The organism is Pseudomonas sp. FW305-E2, assembly GCF_058782925.1.
Genome location: NZ_JBYSYE010000006.1, coordinates 16,773 through 31,986, shown reverse-complemented (window position 1 = coordinate 31,986; position 15,214 = coordinate 16,773). Strand labels below are relative to the sequence as shown.

At 61.1% G+C, this 15,214-nt stretch carries 19 protein-coding genes; 10 read left to right on the top strand and 9 right to left on the bottom strand.

Going from position 1 to position 15,214, the window contains the following annotated elements:
• Nucleotides 1–16: 16 nt before the first annotated feature.
• From rapZ to AC3WLP_RS07825, 9 genes are all read right to left on the bottom strand, one after another.
• Nucleotides 17–871: an RNase adapter RapZ gene (gene rapZ / locus AC3WLP_RS07865; protein WP_003255139.1), complete on the bottom strand. Its 855-nt coding sequence runs from the start codon at nucleotides 869–871 to the stop codon at nucleotides 17–19.
• Nucleotides 872–873: 2 nt separating this feature from the next.
• Nucleotides 874–1,338 carry a PTS IIA-like nitrogen regulatory protein PtsN gene (gene ptsN / locus AC3WLP_RS07860; RefSeq protein ID WP_003255137.1) on the bottom strand — a complete coding sequence of 155 codons (465 nt, stop codon included), beginning with the start codon at nucleotides 1,336–1,338 and terminating at the stop codon, nucleotides 874–876.
• 12 nt (nucleotides 1,339–1,350) lie between these two features.
• A complete protein-coding gene (gene hpf / locus AC3WLP_RS07855; protein WP_003255135.1) occupies nucleotides 1,351–1,659 on the bottom strand; it encodes a ribosome hibernation-promoting factor, HPF/YfiA family in 309 nt (102 codons plus the stop codon).
• A gap of 79 nt (nucleotides 1,660–1,738) precedes the next feature.
• Nucleotides 1,739–3,232, bottom strand: a complete 1,494-nt coding sequence (locus AC3WLP_RS07850; protein WP_003255133.1) for an RNA polymerase factor sigma-54 — start codon at nucleotides 3,230–3,232, stop codon at nucleotides 1,739–1,741.
• 175 nt (nucleotides 3,233–3,407) lie between these two features.
• The gene (gene lptB, locus AC3WLP_RS07845; protein WP_003255132.1) at nucleotides 3,408–4,133 is read right to left on the bottom strand and encodes an LPS export ABC transporter ATP-binding protein; all 726 of its coding nucleotides are present in this window, start codon (nucleotides 4,131–4,133) and stop codon (nucleotides 3,408–3,410) included.
• Entirely contained in the window at nucleotides 4,134–4,658 is a 525-nt protein-coding gene (gene lptA, locus AC3WLP_RS07840; protein WP_003255131.1) for a lipopolysaccharide transport periplasmic protein LptA, read from the bottom strand. It lies immediately after the preceding gene.
• On the bottom strand, nucleotides 4,645–5,217 hold the full coding sequence (lptC, locus tag AC3WLP_RS07835; protein ID WP_012051313.1) for an LPS export ABC transporter periplasmic protein LptC: 573 nt from the start codon (nucleotides 5,215–5,217) through the stop codon (nucleotides 4,645–4,647). Before lptC ends, lptA begins: the two co-directional genes overlap by 14 nt.
• A gap of 8 nt (nucleotides 5,218–5,225) precedes the next feature.
• Complete coding sequence (locus AC3WLP_RS07830; protein WP_003255129.1) at nucleotides 5,226–5,750, bottom strand: KdsC family phosphatase; 525 nt, start codon at nucleotides 5,748–5,750, stop codon at nucleotides 5,226–5,228.
• Nucleotides 5,751–5,762: 12 nt separating this feature from the next.
• Entirely contained in the window at nucleotides 5,763–6,737 is a 975-nt protein-coding gene (locus tag AC3WLP_RS07825; RefSeq protein WP_088512971.1) for a KpsF/GutQ family sugar-phosphate isomerase, read from the bottom strand.
• A gap of 248 nt (nucleotides 6,738–6,985) precedes the next feature.
• Here AC3WLP_RS07825 and AC3WLP_RS07820 point away from each other — a divergent pair, with 248 nt between their 5' ends.
• The 10 genes from AC3WLP_RS07820 (at nucleotide 6,986) to hisC (ending at nucleotide 15,067) form a co-directional block, all read left to right on the top strand.
• Nucleotides 6,986–7,795: an ATP-binding cassette domain-containing protein gene (locus AC3WLP_RS07820; protein WP_003255127.1), complete on the top strand. Its 810-nt coding sequence runs from the start codon at nucleotides 6,986–6,988 to the stop codon at nucleotides 7,793–7,795.
• Nucleotides 7,795–8,592, top strand: coding sequence for a lipid asymmetry maintenance ABC transporter permease subunit MlaE (mlaE, locus tag AC3WLP_RS07815; protein WP_003255125.1), 798 nt, complete (start codon nucleotides 7,795–7,797; stop codon nucleotides 8,590–8,592). Before AC3WLP_RS07820 ends, mlaE begins: the two co-directional genes overlap by 1 nt.
• Nucleotides 8,592–9,077: an outer membrane lipid asymmetry maintenance protein MlaD gene (gene mlaD / locus AC3WLP_RS07810; RefSeq protein ID WP_014755441.1), complete on the top strand. Its 486-nt coding sequence runs from the start codon at nucleotides 8,592–8,594 to the stop codon at nucleotides 9,075–9,077. The genes mlaE and mlaD overlap by 1 nt, the downstream gene beginning before the upstream one ends.
• Before the next feature lie 9 nt (nucleotides 9,078–9,086).
• Nucleotides 9,087–9,734 carry an MlaC/ttg2D family ABC transporter substrate-binding protein gene (locus tag AC3WLP_RS07805; protein WP_003255123.1) on the top strand — a complete coding sequence of 216 codons (648 nt, stop codon included), beginning with the start codon at nucleotides 9,087–9,089 and terminating at the stop codon, nucleotides 9,732–9,734.
• Nucleotides 9,731–10,033 carry an STAS domain-containing protein gene (locus AC3WLP_RS07800; RefSeq protein WP_003255122.1) on the top strand — a complete coding sequence of 101 codons (303 nt, stop codon included), beginning with the start codon at nucleotides 9,731–9,733 and terminating at the stop codon, nucleotides 10,031–10,033. The genes AC3WLP_RS07805 and AC3WLP_RS07800 overlap by 4 nt, the downstream gene beginning before the upstream one ends.
• A gap of 117 nt (nucleotides 10,034–10,150) precedes the next feature.
• Nucleotides 10,151–10,390 carry a BolA family protein gene (locus AC3WLP_RS07795; protein WP_003255121.1) on the top strand — a complete coding sequence of 80 codons (240 nt, stop codon included), beginning with the start codon at nucleotides 10,151–10,153 and terminating at the stop codon, nucleotides 10,388–10,390.
• A 23-nt stretch (nucleotides 10,391–10,413) separates the two neighbouring features.
• Complete coding sequence (gene murA, locus AC3WLP_RS07790) at nucleotides 10,414–11,679, top strand: UDP-N-acetylglucosamine 1-carboxyvinyltransferase (RefSeq protein ID WP_003255119.1); 1,266 nt, start codon at nucleotides 10,414–10,416, stop codon at nucleotides 11,677–11,679.
• A gap of 91 nt (nucleotides 11,680–11,770) precedes the next feature.
• Nucleotides 11,771–12,406 carry an ATP phosphoribosyltransferase gene (gene hisG, locus AC3WLP_RS07785; protein WP_003255118.1) on the top strand — a complete coding sequence of 212 codons (636 nt, stop codon included), beginning with the start codon at nucleotides 11,771–11,773 and terminating at the stop codon, nucleotides 12,404–12,406.
• Nucleotides 12,407–12,692: 286 nt separating this feature from the next.
• Nucleotides 12,693–14,018, top strand: a complete 1,326-nt coding sequence (hisD, locus tag AC3WLP_RS07780) for a histidinol dehydrogenase (RefSeq protein ID WP_003255117.1) — start codon at nucleotides 12,693–12,695, stop codon at nucleotides 14,016–14,018.
• Nucleotides 14,019–14,020: 2 nt separating this feature from the next.
• Nucleotides 14,021–15,067, top strand: coding sequence for a histidinol-phosphate transaminase (hisC, locus tag AC3WLP_RS07775; protein WP_004574500.1), 1,047 nt, complete (start codon nucleotides 14,021–14,023; stop codon nucleotides 15,065–15,067).
• The last annotated feature ends 147 nt before the right edge of the window (nucleotides 15,068–15,214 follow it).

The window sequence follows — 15,214 nt, the reverse complement described above, 5'->3', positions numbered from 1 at the left end:
GGGGTGGATCCTTGGGCTAGAGGTCGCGATGACGGACCTGGACGTTTTTCAGGGTTTGCTGCAGCTGTTGACCAAGGCGCTCGGTGATGTACACCGAACGGTGATGGCCGCCAGTGCAGCCGATGGCAATGGTTACGTAGGCGCGGTTGCTGGCAGCGAAGCGGGGCAACCATTTGAGCAGGTAGCTGGAGATGTCGTTGTACATGTCTTCGACATCCGGTTGTGCGGCCAGGTAGTCGATCACGGGTTGATCGAGACCTGAGTGCTCACGCAGTTCTGGTTTCCAGTAGGGGTTGGGCAGGCAGCGCACGTCAAAAACCAGGTCGGCGTCGACCGGCATGCCCCGTTTGAATCCGAACGACTCGACCAGAAACGCTGTGCCAGGCTCGGGTTGGTTGAGCAGACGCAGTTTGATCGAGTCACGCAACTGGTACAGGTTCAGGTTGGTGGTGTCGATCTTCAGGTCGGCCAGGTCGGCAATGGGGCCCAACAAGTCGCTTTCCACGCGGATCGCTTCCGCGAGCGAGCGGTTGGCGTTGGTCAGGGGGTGCCGCCTGCGGGTTTCCGAGAAACGCTTGAGAAGGACCTCTTCATCGGCATCCAGGTACAACACGTCGCACTGGATGTGCCGTGCGCGGGCTTCTTCAAGCAGCTCGGGAAAACGCATCAGGTGGCTGGGCAGGTTGCGTGCGTCGATCGAAACCGCCACCTTGGGCTGCAGCAATTCGGTGTTGATCAGTGCATTTTCCGCCAACTGTGGCAATAGTCCGGCTGGCAGATTGTCGATGCAATAGAAACCGCTGTCTTCCAGGACATCGAGGGCGGTGCTCTTGCCGGAGCCGGACCGGCCGCTGACGATGATCAGGCGCATGTTCAGTGCTCGTTCTGTACGTCCAGGACAACCTGGAACAGGGCCTCGTTGCTGGTGGCCGCACGCAGTCGATCACGGACCTCCTTGCGATCGAGCATGCTGGCGATCTGACGCAGAAGTTCAAGGTGGGCATCGGTGGCCGCTTCGGGCACCAGCAGCACAAACAGCAGGTCCACCGGCGCGCCATCGATGGCGTCGTAATCGATAGGCGCTTCCAGGTGCAGCAGGGCGCTGACTGGCGCGGAGCATCCTTCAAGCCGGCAGTGTGGGATGGCGATGCCATTGCCGAAACCGGTAGAACCGAGCTTTTCCCGGGCTACCAGTTTTTCGAAGACGTCCTGCATCTCCAGTTCTGGCACTTGGTCGGCGATGACAGTGGCGACCTTTTCCAGGGCGCGCTTCTTGCTGCCGCCCGGCACGTTCACGAGGGAACGGCCGGGGGTCAGGATGGTTTCAAGTCGGATCATGGATGAGGGGGATCAGCGGGCAGCTGCACCTTGCAGCAGGCTTTGCTGTTTTTCCTTGTGTTTTTTCAGTTGGCGGTCGAGCTTGTCGGCCAAGGCGTCGATCGCTGCATACATGTCTTCGTGTTCGGCGTTGGCTACCACTTCGCCGCCGGGAATCTGCAGGGTCGCCTCGACCTTCTGCTGAAGCTTCTCGACTTTCATGATTACCTGCACGTTGGTGATCTTGTCGAAGTGACTCTCCACGCGGGCGAGCTTTTCAAGCACGTAATCGCGCAGTGGCTGGGTGACTTCTACATGCTGTCCACTGATATTGACTTGCATACAGCTTCTCCTTTGTTGCCCGTGCATAAAGAGGCAGGTCTTGCACCTGCCACGAAAACGCTGTGGCACATCTCAGGGGCTACATCAGTCGCTTGCGTTCGCTCGACGGTGCGATGCCGAGAGACTCGCGGTACTTGGCGACGGTGCGACGGGCTACCTGGATGCCTTGTGCCTCCAGTAAACCAGCGATCTTGCTGTCACTCAATGGCTTTTTCTGATTTTCCGCCGCAACCAGTTTCTTGATGATCGCGCGGATCGCCGTGGACGAGCATTCTCCGCCTTCGGAGGTGCTGACATGGCTGGAGAAAAAGTATTTCAGTTCGTAGATGCCACGCGGGGTGTGCATGTATTTCTGCGTGGTAACCCGCGAGATGGTCGATTCGTGCATGCCTACGGCTTCGGCAATGTCATGCAGTACCAACGGCTTCATCGCTTCGTCGCCGTGGTCGAGGAAGCCGCGCTGGTGCTCGACGATCTGCGTGGCAACCTTCATCAGGGTTTCGTTACGGCTTTGCAGGCTCTTGATGAACCAGCGCGCTTCCTGCAGCTGGTTGCGCATGAAGGTGTTGTCGGCGCTGGTGTCGGCACGGCGCACGAAGCCGGCGTATTGTGGGTTGACGCGCAGGCGTGGGATGGCTTCCTGGTTCAGTTCTACCAGCCAACGGTCGCTGTCCTTGCGCACGATGACGTCGGGCACCACGTACTCGGGCTCGCTGGACTCGATCTGCGAACCAGGGCGCGGGTTAAGGCTTTGCACCAGTTCGATGACCTGGCGCAGCTCGTCTTCCTTGATTTTCATCCGCCGCATCAGCTGGCTGTAGTCACGGCTGCCGAGCAGGTCGATGAAATCGGTAACCAGGCGCTTGGCTTCGGTCATCCACGGCGTTGTAGCGGGCAGCTGGCGCAGTTGCAGCAACAGGCATTCGCCCAGGTTGCGGGCGCCGACGCCAGCCGGCTCGAACTGCTGGATGCGGTGCAGTACTGCTTCGACCTCGTCCAGCTCGATATCCAGCTCCGGGTCGAACCCTGCGCAAATTTCTTCGAGTGTGTCTTCCAGGTAGCCCTGGCCGTTGATGCTGTCGATCAGGGTCACGGCAATCAAGCGGTCGGTGTCGGACATCGGCGCCAGGTTCAACTGCCACAGCAGGTGGCTTTGCAGGCTTTCGCCGGCCGATGTGCGCGTGGTGAAGTCCCATTCGTCATCATCGTTGCTCGGCAGGCTGCTGGCGCTGGTCTGGTAGATGTCTTCCCAGGCCGTATCGACCGGGAGCTCGTTGGGGATGCGCTCGCTCCACTCACCGTCTTCCAGGTTGTCGGCGCTGACGGTGCTTTCCTGGAAACTGTTGTCCTGAACTTCGGCGGCCGGCTTGTTCTCGGCGTTGTCGGCCATCGGGTCGCTGTTGTCGAAGTCTTCGCCGTCTTCCTGACGTTCGAGCATCGGGTTCGACTCCAGCGCTTCCTGGATTTCCTGTTGGAGGTCCAGGGTAGAGAGCTGGAGCAGGCGGATGGCCTGTTGCAACTGAGGTGTCATCGTCAGTTGCTGGCCCATTTTTAGGACGAGCGATGGTTTCATGGCAGGGGCTTAATACCTTGTTCGCCGGCGCGCATGCGCCATCCACTACACGAGGGCGCCGAAGCGCCAGATCAAGCAAGTTTTATGCCTTAAATTGTAGCGTTTGCCTAGAGTACCGTAACAACTTTACCCGCAGTCTCAGGGCTGTTTGCCAGTACTTCAGGCGCGTGCCGGGTCAGAGGCGGAACTCGTGGCCCAGGTAAACTTCTTTGACCAAGTCGTTTGCCAGGATGGTTTCAGCGTCGCCTTCGGCGATCAATCGGCCATCGTTGACGATATAAGCGGTTTCGCAGATATCCAGGGTTTCACGCACGTTGTGGTCGGTAATCAGTACGCCGATACCTTTGGCCTTGAGGTGGTGGATGATCTGCTTGATGTCGCCGACCGAAATCGGGTCGACACCGGCGAACGGTTCGTCCAGCAGGATGAACTTGGGTGCGGTCGCCAGGGCGCGCGCAATTTCGACGCGGCGGCGTTCACCACCGGACAGGCTCATGCCGAGGTTGTCCCGGATGTGGCTGATGTGGAACTCCTGCAGCAGGCTTTCCAGCTCTTTGCGGCGGCCGTCCCGGTCGAGGTCCTTGCGGGTCTCGAGGATGGCCATGATGTTGTCGGCGACCGACAGCTTGCGGAAGATCGAGGCTTCCTGCGGCAGGTAGCCGATACCGGCGCGAGCGCGGCCGTGCATGGGCTGGTGGCTGACATCGAGGTTGTCGATCAGTACGCGGCCCTGTTCGGCCTGGACCAGCCCGACAATCATGTAGAAGCAGGTGGTCTTGCCGGCGCCGTTGGGGCCGAGCAGGCCGACGATCTGGCCGCTGTCGATAGACAGGCTGACATCACGTACTACCTGCCGCCCCTTGTAGCTCTTTGCCAGGTGCTGGGCTTTGAGGGTTGCCATTTACTCGGCCTTCTTCTTGGGCTGGATCACCATGTCGATGCGCTGACGGGGTGTTGTCACATTGCCACCACGGCCGGCGGTCGCCACCTGGGTCTGAGTGTTGTAGACGATCTTTTCGCCTTCGGTGGTATTGCCTTCGCTCTCGACCTTGGCGCGGTCGGTGAGAATGACCAAGTCCTTCTGCGACTGGTACTGGATGGTTACGCCCCAGCCTTTCATCTTGTCCGGCTTGGCTGCGCTCTGCTGCTGCTCGAAGTAGGCCAGGTTGCCCACCGAGGTCACTACGTCGATATCGCCAGAGGCGGAGCGGGTAATGGTCACGGTGTTGCCTTTGATCATCATCGAACCCTGAGTGATGATCACGTCGCCGGTGTAAGTGGCCACGCCTTGTTTGTCATCCAGGTGAGCGTTGTCGGCCTGGATGCGGATAGGCTGGTCACGGTCGTTCGGCAGGGCGAGGGCGCTCGCGCTTCCCAGTGCTGCGCTCAGGCTGAGCAAAAGGGGGAGGGTTTTAACGAGCCTCATACTGTCCTCTTACGTTAGAGAGCAAGTCCATCTTGCCTTCTTTCAAATACGCTTTCATGCCTTTGCCCGTAGTTGTGCCTCCGGCGCCGTCGATTCTAACGGCTTGCTCGGTCTGCGCATATTGCTTCTGCGGGAACACGGTCATGCGTGAGCTGGTAATGATGGTTTCACGCTGCTTTTCATCGGTGCGGGCAATCCGTACCTTGTCGATCAGTTCGACCTCGGTACCGTCAGGATTGACCTCGGCGCGCGTGCTCTGCACATGCCACGGGTACTCGGTGCCGCGGTACAGGTGCAGGTCCGGTGTGGTCACCTGGGTGACTTCGCTGGTCTTGAGGTGTTCGATCCTGTCGGCGGTCATTTCGTATTGCAGCTTGCCGTCGGGCAAGAACTGCACGCTGTGGGCGTTGATCGCGTAGTAATCGATGGCGCTTTCGTCGACTTGGGCCACGGGCTTGTCGAGGAAGCTTTCCGGGCTGACATTCCAGTAGCCAATGGCTACCAACAGGGCGGCTATCGCCCCCAGCAGCACAATGTTTCGGGCTTTCTTGCTGAGCATGGGCAGCCTTACAGGTAGTTGGCGTTGGCAGCGTCCAGGGTGCCCTGGGCCTGCATGATCAATTCGCAGAATTCACGGGCCGCGCCTTCGCCGCCACGTGCCTGGGTCACGCCGTGGGCGTGCTGGCGTACGAACGGTGCGGCGTTGGCTACGGCCATGCCCAGAGCCACCCGGCGAATCACCGGCAGGTCGGGCAGGTCGTCGCCCAGGTAAGCCACTTGATCATAGCTTAGGCCCAGTTCGGCGAGCAGGCCGTCAAGCACCACCAATTTGTCCTCCCGGCCTTGGTAGAGGTGCGGGATGCCGAGGTTACTGGCCCGGCGTTCGACCACTGGGGTCTTGCGCCCGCTGATAATTGCGGTGGTCACGCCCGAGGCCATGAGCATCTTGATGCCCTGGCCGTCGAGGGTATTGAACGTCTTGAATTCGCTGCCATCCTCGAGGAAGTACAGGCGCCCGTCGGTGAGCACGCCGTCCACGTCGAAGACTGCCAGCTTGATGCCTTTGCCGCGTTGCATGAGGTCCTGGTTCATTCCATCGCTCCTTTACATTACGCCGGCGCGCAGCAGGTCATGCATGTTCAGGGCGCCAGTCGGGCGGTCTTCACGGTCCACCACCACCAGGGCGTTGATCTTGTGGTCTTCCATTATCTTCAGGGCTTCGGCGGCGAGCATGTCGGCACGCGCAGTCTTGCCGTGAACGGTCATGACCTGGTCGATCAGGGTGGTGTGCACATCGATATTGCGGTCCAGGCTGCGGCGCAGGTCACCGTCGGTGAAGATCCCGGCCAGTTTGCCATCGGCTTCGACGATCACGGTCATGCCCAAACCTTTGTGGGACATTTCCAGCAGCGCGTCCTTGAGCAGGGTGCCGCGGGGTACTTGAGGCAGGTCGTCGCCGGCGTGCATCACGTTCTCGACCTTCAGCAGCAGGCGGCGGCCCAGCGCGCCTCCCGGGTGCGAGAAGGCGAAGTCCTCGGCGGTGAAACCGCGGGCTTCGAGCAAGGCGATGGCCAGGGCGTCGCCCAGTACCAGCGCTGCCGTGGTGGAGGAGGTGGGGGCCAGGTTCAGCGGGCAGGCCTCTTGTGCGACACGTGCGTCAAGGTTGACCTCGGCGGCCTGGGCCAGCGGCGAGTCCGGGTTGCCGGTCAGGCTGATCAGCTTGATGCCAAGGCGTTTGATGAACGGCAGCAGGGTGACGATTTCGGCGGTGCTGCCGGAGTTCGACAGCGCAAGGATGACATCATCCCGGGTGATCATGCCCATGTCGCCATGGCTGGCTTCGGCCGGATGCACGAAAAACGCCGGTGTGCCGGTGCTGGCCAGGGTCGCGGCGATCTTGTTGCCGATGTGCCCGGACTTGCCCATGCCGACCACGACGACCCGGCCCTTGCTGGTCAGAATCAGTTCGCAGGCTTTGACGAAATTGTCGTCGATGCGCGCCAAAAGGGCCTCTACGGCCTCGAGTTCCAGGCGCAGAGTGCGTTGGGCGGATTGGATCAGCTCGCTGGATTGGCTCATGTCGAAAAAGCAATGCCTGATGAAAGGGCAACGATTATACGCGCAATGATGAAAACCCTCACCTCCTCGATTGCTGCAGTGAATACCACCAAAGCCTGTCCCTGGGCTGAACGACTGCTTGCCCGGCCTTGGGGCGGGGCTGTCAGCGGTGCTATAGTTCGCCGCTATTCGGCCTGTCAGGGGTGCGTGTGCCTTCCAGATGGAGGCCGGCGTCCATTAGGACGAGGCTGCATTAGCAAGGAGTCTAGATGAGTGTGGATAGCGCCTACGCGGTCGAGTTGAAGGGTGTAACCTTCAAACGTGGTTCGCGCAGCATTTTCAGCAACGTGGACATCAGCATCCCGCGCGGCAAGGTCACCGGCATCATGGGGCCATCGGGGTGCGGCAAGACCACGTTGCTCCGCCTGATGGGCGCACAGCTGCGCCCCGCGAGCGGTGAGGTATGGGTTGCCGGGCAGAACCTGCCGACGCTGTCGCGCAGCGACCTGTTCGACGCCCGCAAGCAGATGGGCGTGCTGTTCCAGAGCGGCGCGTTGTTCACCGACCTCGATGTGTTCGAGAACGTCGCGTTCCCGCTGCGCGTGCATACTCAGCTGTCGGACGAAATGATCCGTGACATCGTGTTGATGAAGCTGCAGGCCGTGGGCCTGCGCGGTGCCATCGACCTGATGCCCGACGAGCTGTCCGGTGGCATGAAGCGCCGTGTGGCACTGGCCCGGGCGATTGCCCTGGACCCGCAGATCCTCATGTACGACGAACCGTTCGTCGGCCAGGACCCGATCGCCATGGGGGTACTGGTGCGCCTGATTCGCCTGCTCAACGATGCCCTGGGCATCACCAGCATCGTGGTTTCCCATGACCTGGCAGAAACCGCCAGCATCGCCGACTACATTTACGTGGTAGGTGACGGCCAAGTGCTGGGCCAGGGGACGCCTGATGAGCTGATGGGTTCGGACAATCCACGGATCCGCCAATTCATGAAAGGCGACCCGGATGGCCCGGTTCCCTTCCACTTTCCCGCGCCTGACTACCGCGCCGACCTGCTGGGGGCGCGTTGATGCGCAGAAAATCCTTACTCGAACGTGTCCGCCTGCTGGGCCGCTCGGCAATCGACGTGCTGGCCGTGCTCGGGCGTTCGTGCCTGTTCCTGTTCCATGCGCTGGTCGGTCGCGGTGGTATTGGCGGCGGCTTCCAGCTGCTGACCAAGCAGTTGTACTCGGTGGGTGTGCTGTCGCTGGCGATCGTCGTCGTGTCCGGTGTGTTCATCGGCATGGTGCTGGCGCTGCAGGGCTACAGCATCCTGACCAAGTACGGCTCGGAGCAGGCGGTAGGGCAGATGGTCGCCCTGACCCTGCTGCGTGAACTTGGCCCGGTGGTAACGGCGTTGCTGTTTGCCGGGCGTGCCGGTTCCGCGCTGACCGCCGAAATCGGCAACATGAAGTCCACCGAGCAGTTGTCGAGCCTGGAAATGATCGGTGTCGACCCGCTCAAGTACATCGTTGCGCCACGCCTGTGGGCCGGTTTCATCTCGCTGCCGCTGTTGGCGCTGATCTTCAGCGTGGTCGGTATCTGGGGTGGCTCGTGGGTGGCGGTGGACTGGCTGGGTGTCTACGAGGGCTCGTTCTGGGCCAACATGCAGAACAGTGTTTCTTTCACTGACGACGTGCTCAACGGGCTGGTCAAGAGCCTGGTGTTTGCTTTCGTCTCGACCTGGATCGCCGTATTCCAGGGGTACGACTGTGAGCCCACCTCAGAAGGGATCAGTCGTGCAACCACCAAGACCGTGGTCTATGCCTCGTTGGCAGTGCTGGGTCTGGACTTTATTCTGACCGCCTTGATGTTTGGAGATTTCTGATGCAAAACCGCACCCTGGAAATCGGTGTCGGCCTGTTCCTCCTGGCCGGGATCCTGGCGCTGCTGCTGCTGGCCCTGCGTGTCAGCGGGCTGTCGGCCAGCCCGAGCAGCGATACCTATAAAGTTTATGCTTACTTCGACAATATCGCCGGTTTGACGGTCAGAGCTAAAGTGACCATGGCCGGTGTGACCATCGGCAAGGTCACCGCCATCGATCTGGACCGTGATTCCTACACCGGTCGGGTGACGTTGCAGCTGGACAAGTCGGTCGATAACCTGCCGACCGACTCCACTGCCTCGATCCTGACCGCCGGTTTGCTTGGTGAGAAGTACATCGGCATCAGCGTTGGCGGTGAAGACGACGTTCTCAAGGATGGTGCAACCATCCATGACACTCAGTCGGCACTGGTGCTGGAGGATCTGATTGGCAAGTTCCTGCTCAACTCTGTTGGCAAGGAACCGAAAGAAGCGCAACCGGCTAATTAAGGAGTACCCATGATTTCGATCCTGCGACGTGGCTTGCTGGTGCTGCTGGCGGCCTTCCCCCTGCTGGCCCTGGCTGTGCAGACACCGCACGAAGTGGTTCAAAGCACCACCAATGAACTGCTCGGCGACCTCAAGGCCAACAAGGAACAGTACAAGTCCAACCCCAACGCCTTCTATGACTCGCTCAACCGCATTCTCGGCCCGGTGGTGGATGCCGACGGTATCTCGCGGAGCATCATGACCGTGAAGTACTCGCGCAAGGCGACCCCGGAGCAGATGCAGCGCTTCCAGGAAAACTTCAAGCGCAGCCTGATGCAGTTTTATGGCAATGCCTTGCTCGAGTACAACAACCAGGGCATCACTGTCGACCCGGCTAAAGCCGATGACGGCAAGCGCGCCAGTGTCGGCATGAAGGTTACCGGCAACAACGGTGCCGTGTACCCCGTGCAGTACACCCTGGAGAACATTGGCGGCGAGTGGAAGGTGCGTAACGTGATCGTCAACGGCATCAACATCGGCAAGCTGTTCCGTGACCAGTTCGCCGATGCCATGCAGCGCAACGGCAATGACCTGGACAAGACCATCGACGGCTGGGCTGGCGAAGTGGCCAAGGCCAAGCAGGCTGCCGACAACTCGCCAGAGAAGACCGTCAAATGAGCGAGGCCGCTGTAAGCATGGCAGAGCCGGGCGTGCTGCGTCTGGCTGGCGTGCTGGATTACCGCAGCGGCCCGGCCTTGCGCAAGCAAGGCAAGGTGCTGATCGATGGCTCGCGCGAGCCGCGACTGGTGCTTGATTGCTCGGCTGTCGAGAAGTCGTCGAGTGTCGGCTTGTCGTTATTGCTTGCGTACATGCGTGATGCTCAGGCCACTGGCAAGGCGTGCGAAGTGCGTGGCATGCCTGACGACATGCGGGAAATTGCCGAGGTCTATGATCTCGATGAAGTGCTGGCAAGCTAGTGGCCAGGCACGGATGATGGCCCCTCGGTCAGCGAAGCCTTCGTTGGGCTTCGCAGGCGAGGGGCTTTTTTGTATGATGGCCGACCCGTGCGCATCGGGCGCCGATTGAGGTTGAGCATGCAGGCCGTAGAAGTTAAAAGCTTCCTTGAAGAGAAATTGCCGGGTTCCCGGGTCGAAGTTGAAGGCGAAGGCTGCAACTTCCAGTTGAACGTGATCAGCGACGAGTTGGCTGGCCTGAGTCCGGTCAAACGCCAGCAGGCGATCTATGCTCACCTGAATCCGTGGATCGCCAATGGCAGCATCCATGCGGTAACCATGAAATTTTTCAGCAGCGCAGCCTGGGCTGAGCGCACCTGAGCCAACTTGGCGGCGAGACTCCAATGGACAAACTGATTATTACTGGCGGCGCTCGCCTTGACGGCGAGATCCGCATTTCGGGCGCGAAAAACGCAGCCCTGCCGATTCTGGCAGCGACCCTGCTGGCCGATGGCCCGGTCACCGTGGGCAACCTGCCGCACCTGCACGACATCACCACCATGATCGAGCTGTTCGGGCGCATGGGCATCGAGCCTGTGATCGACGAAAAGCTGTCGGTGGAGATCGATCCACGCACCATCAAGACCCTGGTCGCGCCGTACGAGCTGGTCAAGACCATGCGCGCCTCGATCCTGGTGCTGGGCCCGATGGTTGCCCGTTTCGGCGAAGCCGAAGTGGCCCTGCCTGGCGGTTGCGCCATTGGCTCGCGCCCGGTCGATCTGCACATCCGTGGCCTTGAGGCCATGGGGGCGAAGATCGAAGTGGAAGGCGGCTACATCAAGGCCAAGGCGCCTGAAGGTGGCCTGCGTGGCGCGCACTTCTTCTTCGACACCGTCAGCGTGACCGGTACCGAGAACATCATGATGGCCGCTGCCTTGGCCAAGGGCCGCAGCGTGTTGCAGAACGCCGCGCGTGAGCCTGAAGTGGTCGATCTGGCCAACTTCATCAACGCCATGGGCGGGAACATTCAGGGCGCAGGTACCGACACCATCACCATCGACGGTGTCGAACGACTGGATTCGGCCAACTACCGCGTCATGCCGGACCGCATCGAGACCGGTACCTACCTGGTTGCCGCTGCCGTGACCGGTGGCCGCGTCAAGGTCAAGGACACCGACCCTACCATCCTTGAAGCCGTGCTTGAAAAACTCAAGGAAGCGGGTGCCGACATCAACACCGGCGAGGACTGGATCGAACTGGACATGCATGGCAAGCGGCCGAAAGCCGTGAACCTGCGTACTGCCCCGTATCCGGCGTTCCCGACCGACATGCAGGCGCAGTTCATCTCGCTGAACGCCATTGCCGAAGGCACTGGCGCGGTAATCGAGACCATCTTCGAAAACCGCTTCATGCATGTTTACGAAATGCACCGCATGGGCGCGCAGATCCAGGTCGAAGGCAACACCGCCATCGTCACTGGCGTCAAGGCGCTGAAGGGTGCCCCGGTCATGGCCACCGACCTGCGTGCTTCCGCCAGCCTGGTGCTGTCGGCGCTGGTTGCCGAAGGCGATACCCTGATCGATCGCATCTACCACATCGACCGTGGTTACGAGTGCATCGAGGAAAAACTGCAGATGCTCGGCGCGAAAATCCGCCGCGTACCGGGCTAGTACCCCGCGGGTGCAAGGACGCACCTTTTGAATTGAATGCGGCCAGGTCGATGACCTGGCCGGCAGCAGCCGCTTAAGGACCGACGTTCCAATGTTGACCATCGCGCTTTCCAAAGGCCGTATTCTCGACGATACCTTGCCGTTGCTCGCCGAGGCCGGCATCGTGCCGACCGAAAACCCGGACAAGAGCCGCAAACTGATCATCCCCACCACGCAGGACGATGTGCGCCTGCTGATCGTGCGTGCCACCGACGTGCCGACCTATGTCGAGCATGGTGCTGCCGACCTGGGTGTGGCCGGCAAGGACGTGCTGATGGAGTACGGCGGCCAGGGCCTGTATGAGCCCCTGGACCTGCAGATTGCTCAATGCAAGCTGATGACTGCGGGCGTAGTCGGCGCAGCCGAGCCCAAGGGCCGCCTGCGTGTGGCCACCAAGTTCGTCAACGTAGCCAAGCGTTACTATGCCGAACAAGGTCGCCAGGTCGACATCATCAAGCTGTATGGCTCGATGGAGCTGGCGCCGCTGATCAACCTTGCCGACAAGATCATCGACGTGGTCGACACCGGCAATACCCTGCGTGCCAACGGCCTGGAACCTCAGGAACTGATCGCCACGATCAGCTCGCGCCTGGTGGTCAACAAAGCCTCCATGAAAATGCAGCACGCCCGTATCCAGAGCCTGATCGACACGCTGCGTCAAGCGGTCGAATCGCGACACCGCGGTTGACTCCTGCGCGCGACCTTCGCTGTCGCGCCCGTCTATCCGCGTCATAGCCATTTTTCTCGGGTGCCCGCGCGGATGGACTGGTAGCTTGGGATTGTGCGAAAAGTCGCCGAGCGGCGATCATGCAAGAACGAAAACAGGCGAGGAACGGCCGGGGTCGCGCCCCACTTTGCTGGTTGCAAATGAGCATTCCGAGCCTGTTTTTAACGTAGCATGATCGTCGCGCAGGCACTTTTCGCACAATCCCCTAGGGCGCCTGAGCATTCGCTAATATTACGAGGCCCTCGCCATGACCGTGTCCACTGCAATTGCCCGTCTCAACGCCGCTGATCCGGATTTCGCCCGACATCTGGATCATCTGCTGAGCTGGGAAAGTGTGTCCGATGACGCGGTCAATCAGCGCGTGCTCGACATCATCAAGGCCGTGCGTGAACGCGGTGATGCGGCGCTGGTGGAATTCACCCAGCGCTTCGATGGTGTTGACGCCAAGTCGATTGACGACCTGATCCTCAATCGCGCGCGCCTGGAACTGGCGCTGACCCGTATTACCCCGGTCCAGCGCGAGGCCCTGGAAAAGGCCGCCAACCGTGTGCGCATTTATCACGAGCGGCAGAAGCAGGATTCCTGGCAGTACACCGAGGCCGACGGCACCGTGCTCGGCCAGAAGGTCACCCCGCTGGACCGTGCTGGCCTGTATGTGCCGGGCGGCAAGGCGTCGTACCCGTCGTCGGTGCTGATGAACGCCATCCCGGCCAAGGTTGCCGGCGTGGCTGAAGTGGTGATGGTGGTACCGACCCCGCGTGGTGAGGTCAACGAGCTGGTGCTGGCGGCTGCCTGCATCGCCGGTGTCGACCGGGTGTTCACCGTCGGTGGTGCCCAGGCCGTGGCTGCGCTGGCCTACGGTACTGAAAGCGTGCCGCAGGTGGACAAGATCGTCGGCCCGGGCAACATCTACGTTGCCACCGCCAAACGCCACGTGTTCGGCCAGGTCGGCATTGACATGATCGCCGGCCCCTCGGAAATTCTCGTGGTGTGCGACGGTCAGACCGACCCGGACTGGATTGCCATGGACCTGTTCTCCCAGGCCGAGCACGACGAAGACGCCCAGGCCATCCTGGTCAGCCCGGATGCCGCCTTCCTCGATCGTGTGGCTGCCAGCATCGACAAGCTGATGCCGACCATGGAACGTGCCGATATCATCGAGAAGTCGATCAATGGCCGTGGTGCGCTGATCCAGGTGCGTGACATGCAGCAGGCCATGGACGTGGCCAACCGCATTGCACCGGAGCACCTGGAGCTGTCGGTGGCCGACCCGCAAGCCTGGCTGCCACACATTCGCCACGCTGGCGCGATCTTCATGGGCCGCCACACCAGCGAAGCGCTGGGCGATTACTGCGCTGGCCCTAACCACGTGCTGCCCACTTCAGGTACCGCGCGTTTTTCGTCGCCGCTGGGGGTGTATGACTTCCAGAAGCGTTCGTCGATCATCTTCTGCTCCGAACAGGGCGCGTCCGAACTGGGCCACACTGCCTCGGTCCTGGCTCGTGGCGAGTCGCTGACCGCCCACGCCCGCAGCGCTGAATACCGTATCCTGACCCAAGAGAAGGGGAACTGAGCATGAGTCGATTCTGGAGCCCCTTCGTCAAGGACCTGGTGCCTTACGTGCCGGGCGAGCAACCCAAGCTGGCCCGCCTGGTCAAACTGAACACCAACGAAAACCCCTATGGCCCGTCGCCCAAGGCCCTGGAGGCCATGCGCGGCGAGCTGAACGATAACCTGCGCCTGTACCCGGACCCGAACGGTGACCGTCTCAAGCAAGCGGTGGCCGAGTACTACGGCGTGACCCCGGCGCAAGTGTTTGTCGGCAACGGCTCGGACGAGGTGCTGGCGCACATCTTCCACGGCCTGTTCCAGCACGATGCGCCCCTGCTGTTCCCGGACATCAGCTACAGCTTCTACCCGGTGTACTGCGGCCTGTACGGCATTGCCTTCGAACAGGTGGCGCTGGATGAGCAGTTCCAGATCCGCATTGAGGACTACAAAAAGCCCAACGCTGGCATCATCTTCCCCAACCCCAACGCGCCGACCGGTTGCCTGATGCCGTTGCAGGTGGTGGAGCAGCTGCTGCAGGCCAACCGTGATTCGGTGGTGGTGGTGGATGAGGCCTACATCGATTTCGGTGGTGAAACGGCGATCAGCCTGGTGGACCGCTACGATAACCTGCTGGTTACCCAGACGCTGTCGAAGTCGCGCTCGCTGGCGGGGCTGCGAGTGGGCCTGGCGGTGGGGCACCCGGACCTGATCGAGGCCTTGGAGCGGATCAAGAACAGCTTCAACTCCTATCCGCTTGACCGTGCAGCTATCGTCGGTGCGGCGGTGGCGTTCGAAGACCGTGAGTACTTCGAGGACACCTGCCGCAAGGTGATAGACAGCCGGGAGGTGTTGGTTGGTCAGCTGCAGGCCAAGGGCTTTGAGGTGCTGCCGTCGGCTGCCAACTTCATCTTCGCCCGCCACCCGCAGCAGGATGCCGGCGAGCTGGCGGCACGCTTGCGCGAGCAGGGCGTGATCGTGCGTCACTTCAAGCAGCCGCGTATTGCCCAGTTCCTGCGGATTACCATCGGTACGCCGGAAATGAACCAGGCACTGCTGGATGCGTTGAGTTGACGTGTAGGAGCGGGTTTACCCGCGAATACGGTAGCGGCGGCAGCGGCGAACGGCCGGAGGAAATTGGCCAGCAGGCCCGGCCCATTCGCGGGTGAACCCGCTCCTACAACAGCCTGTGCGCGTCCAATGTAGGAGCGGGTTTACCCG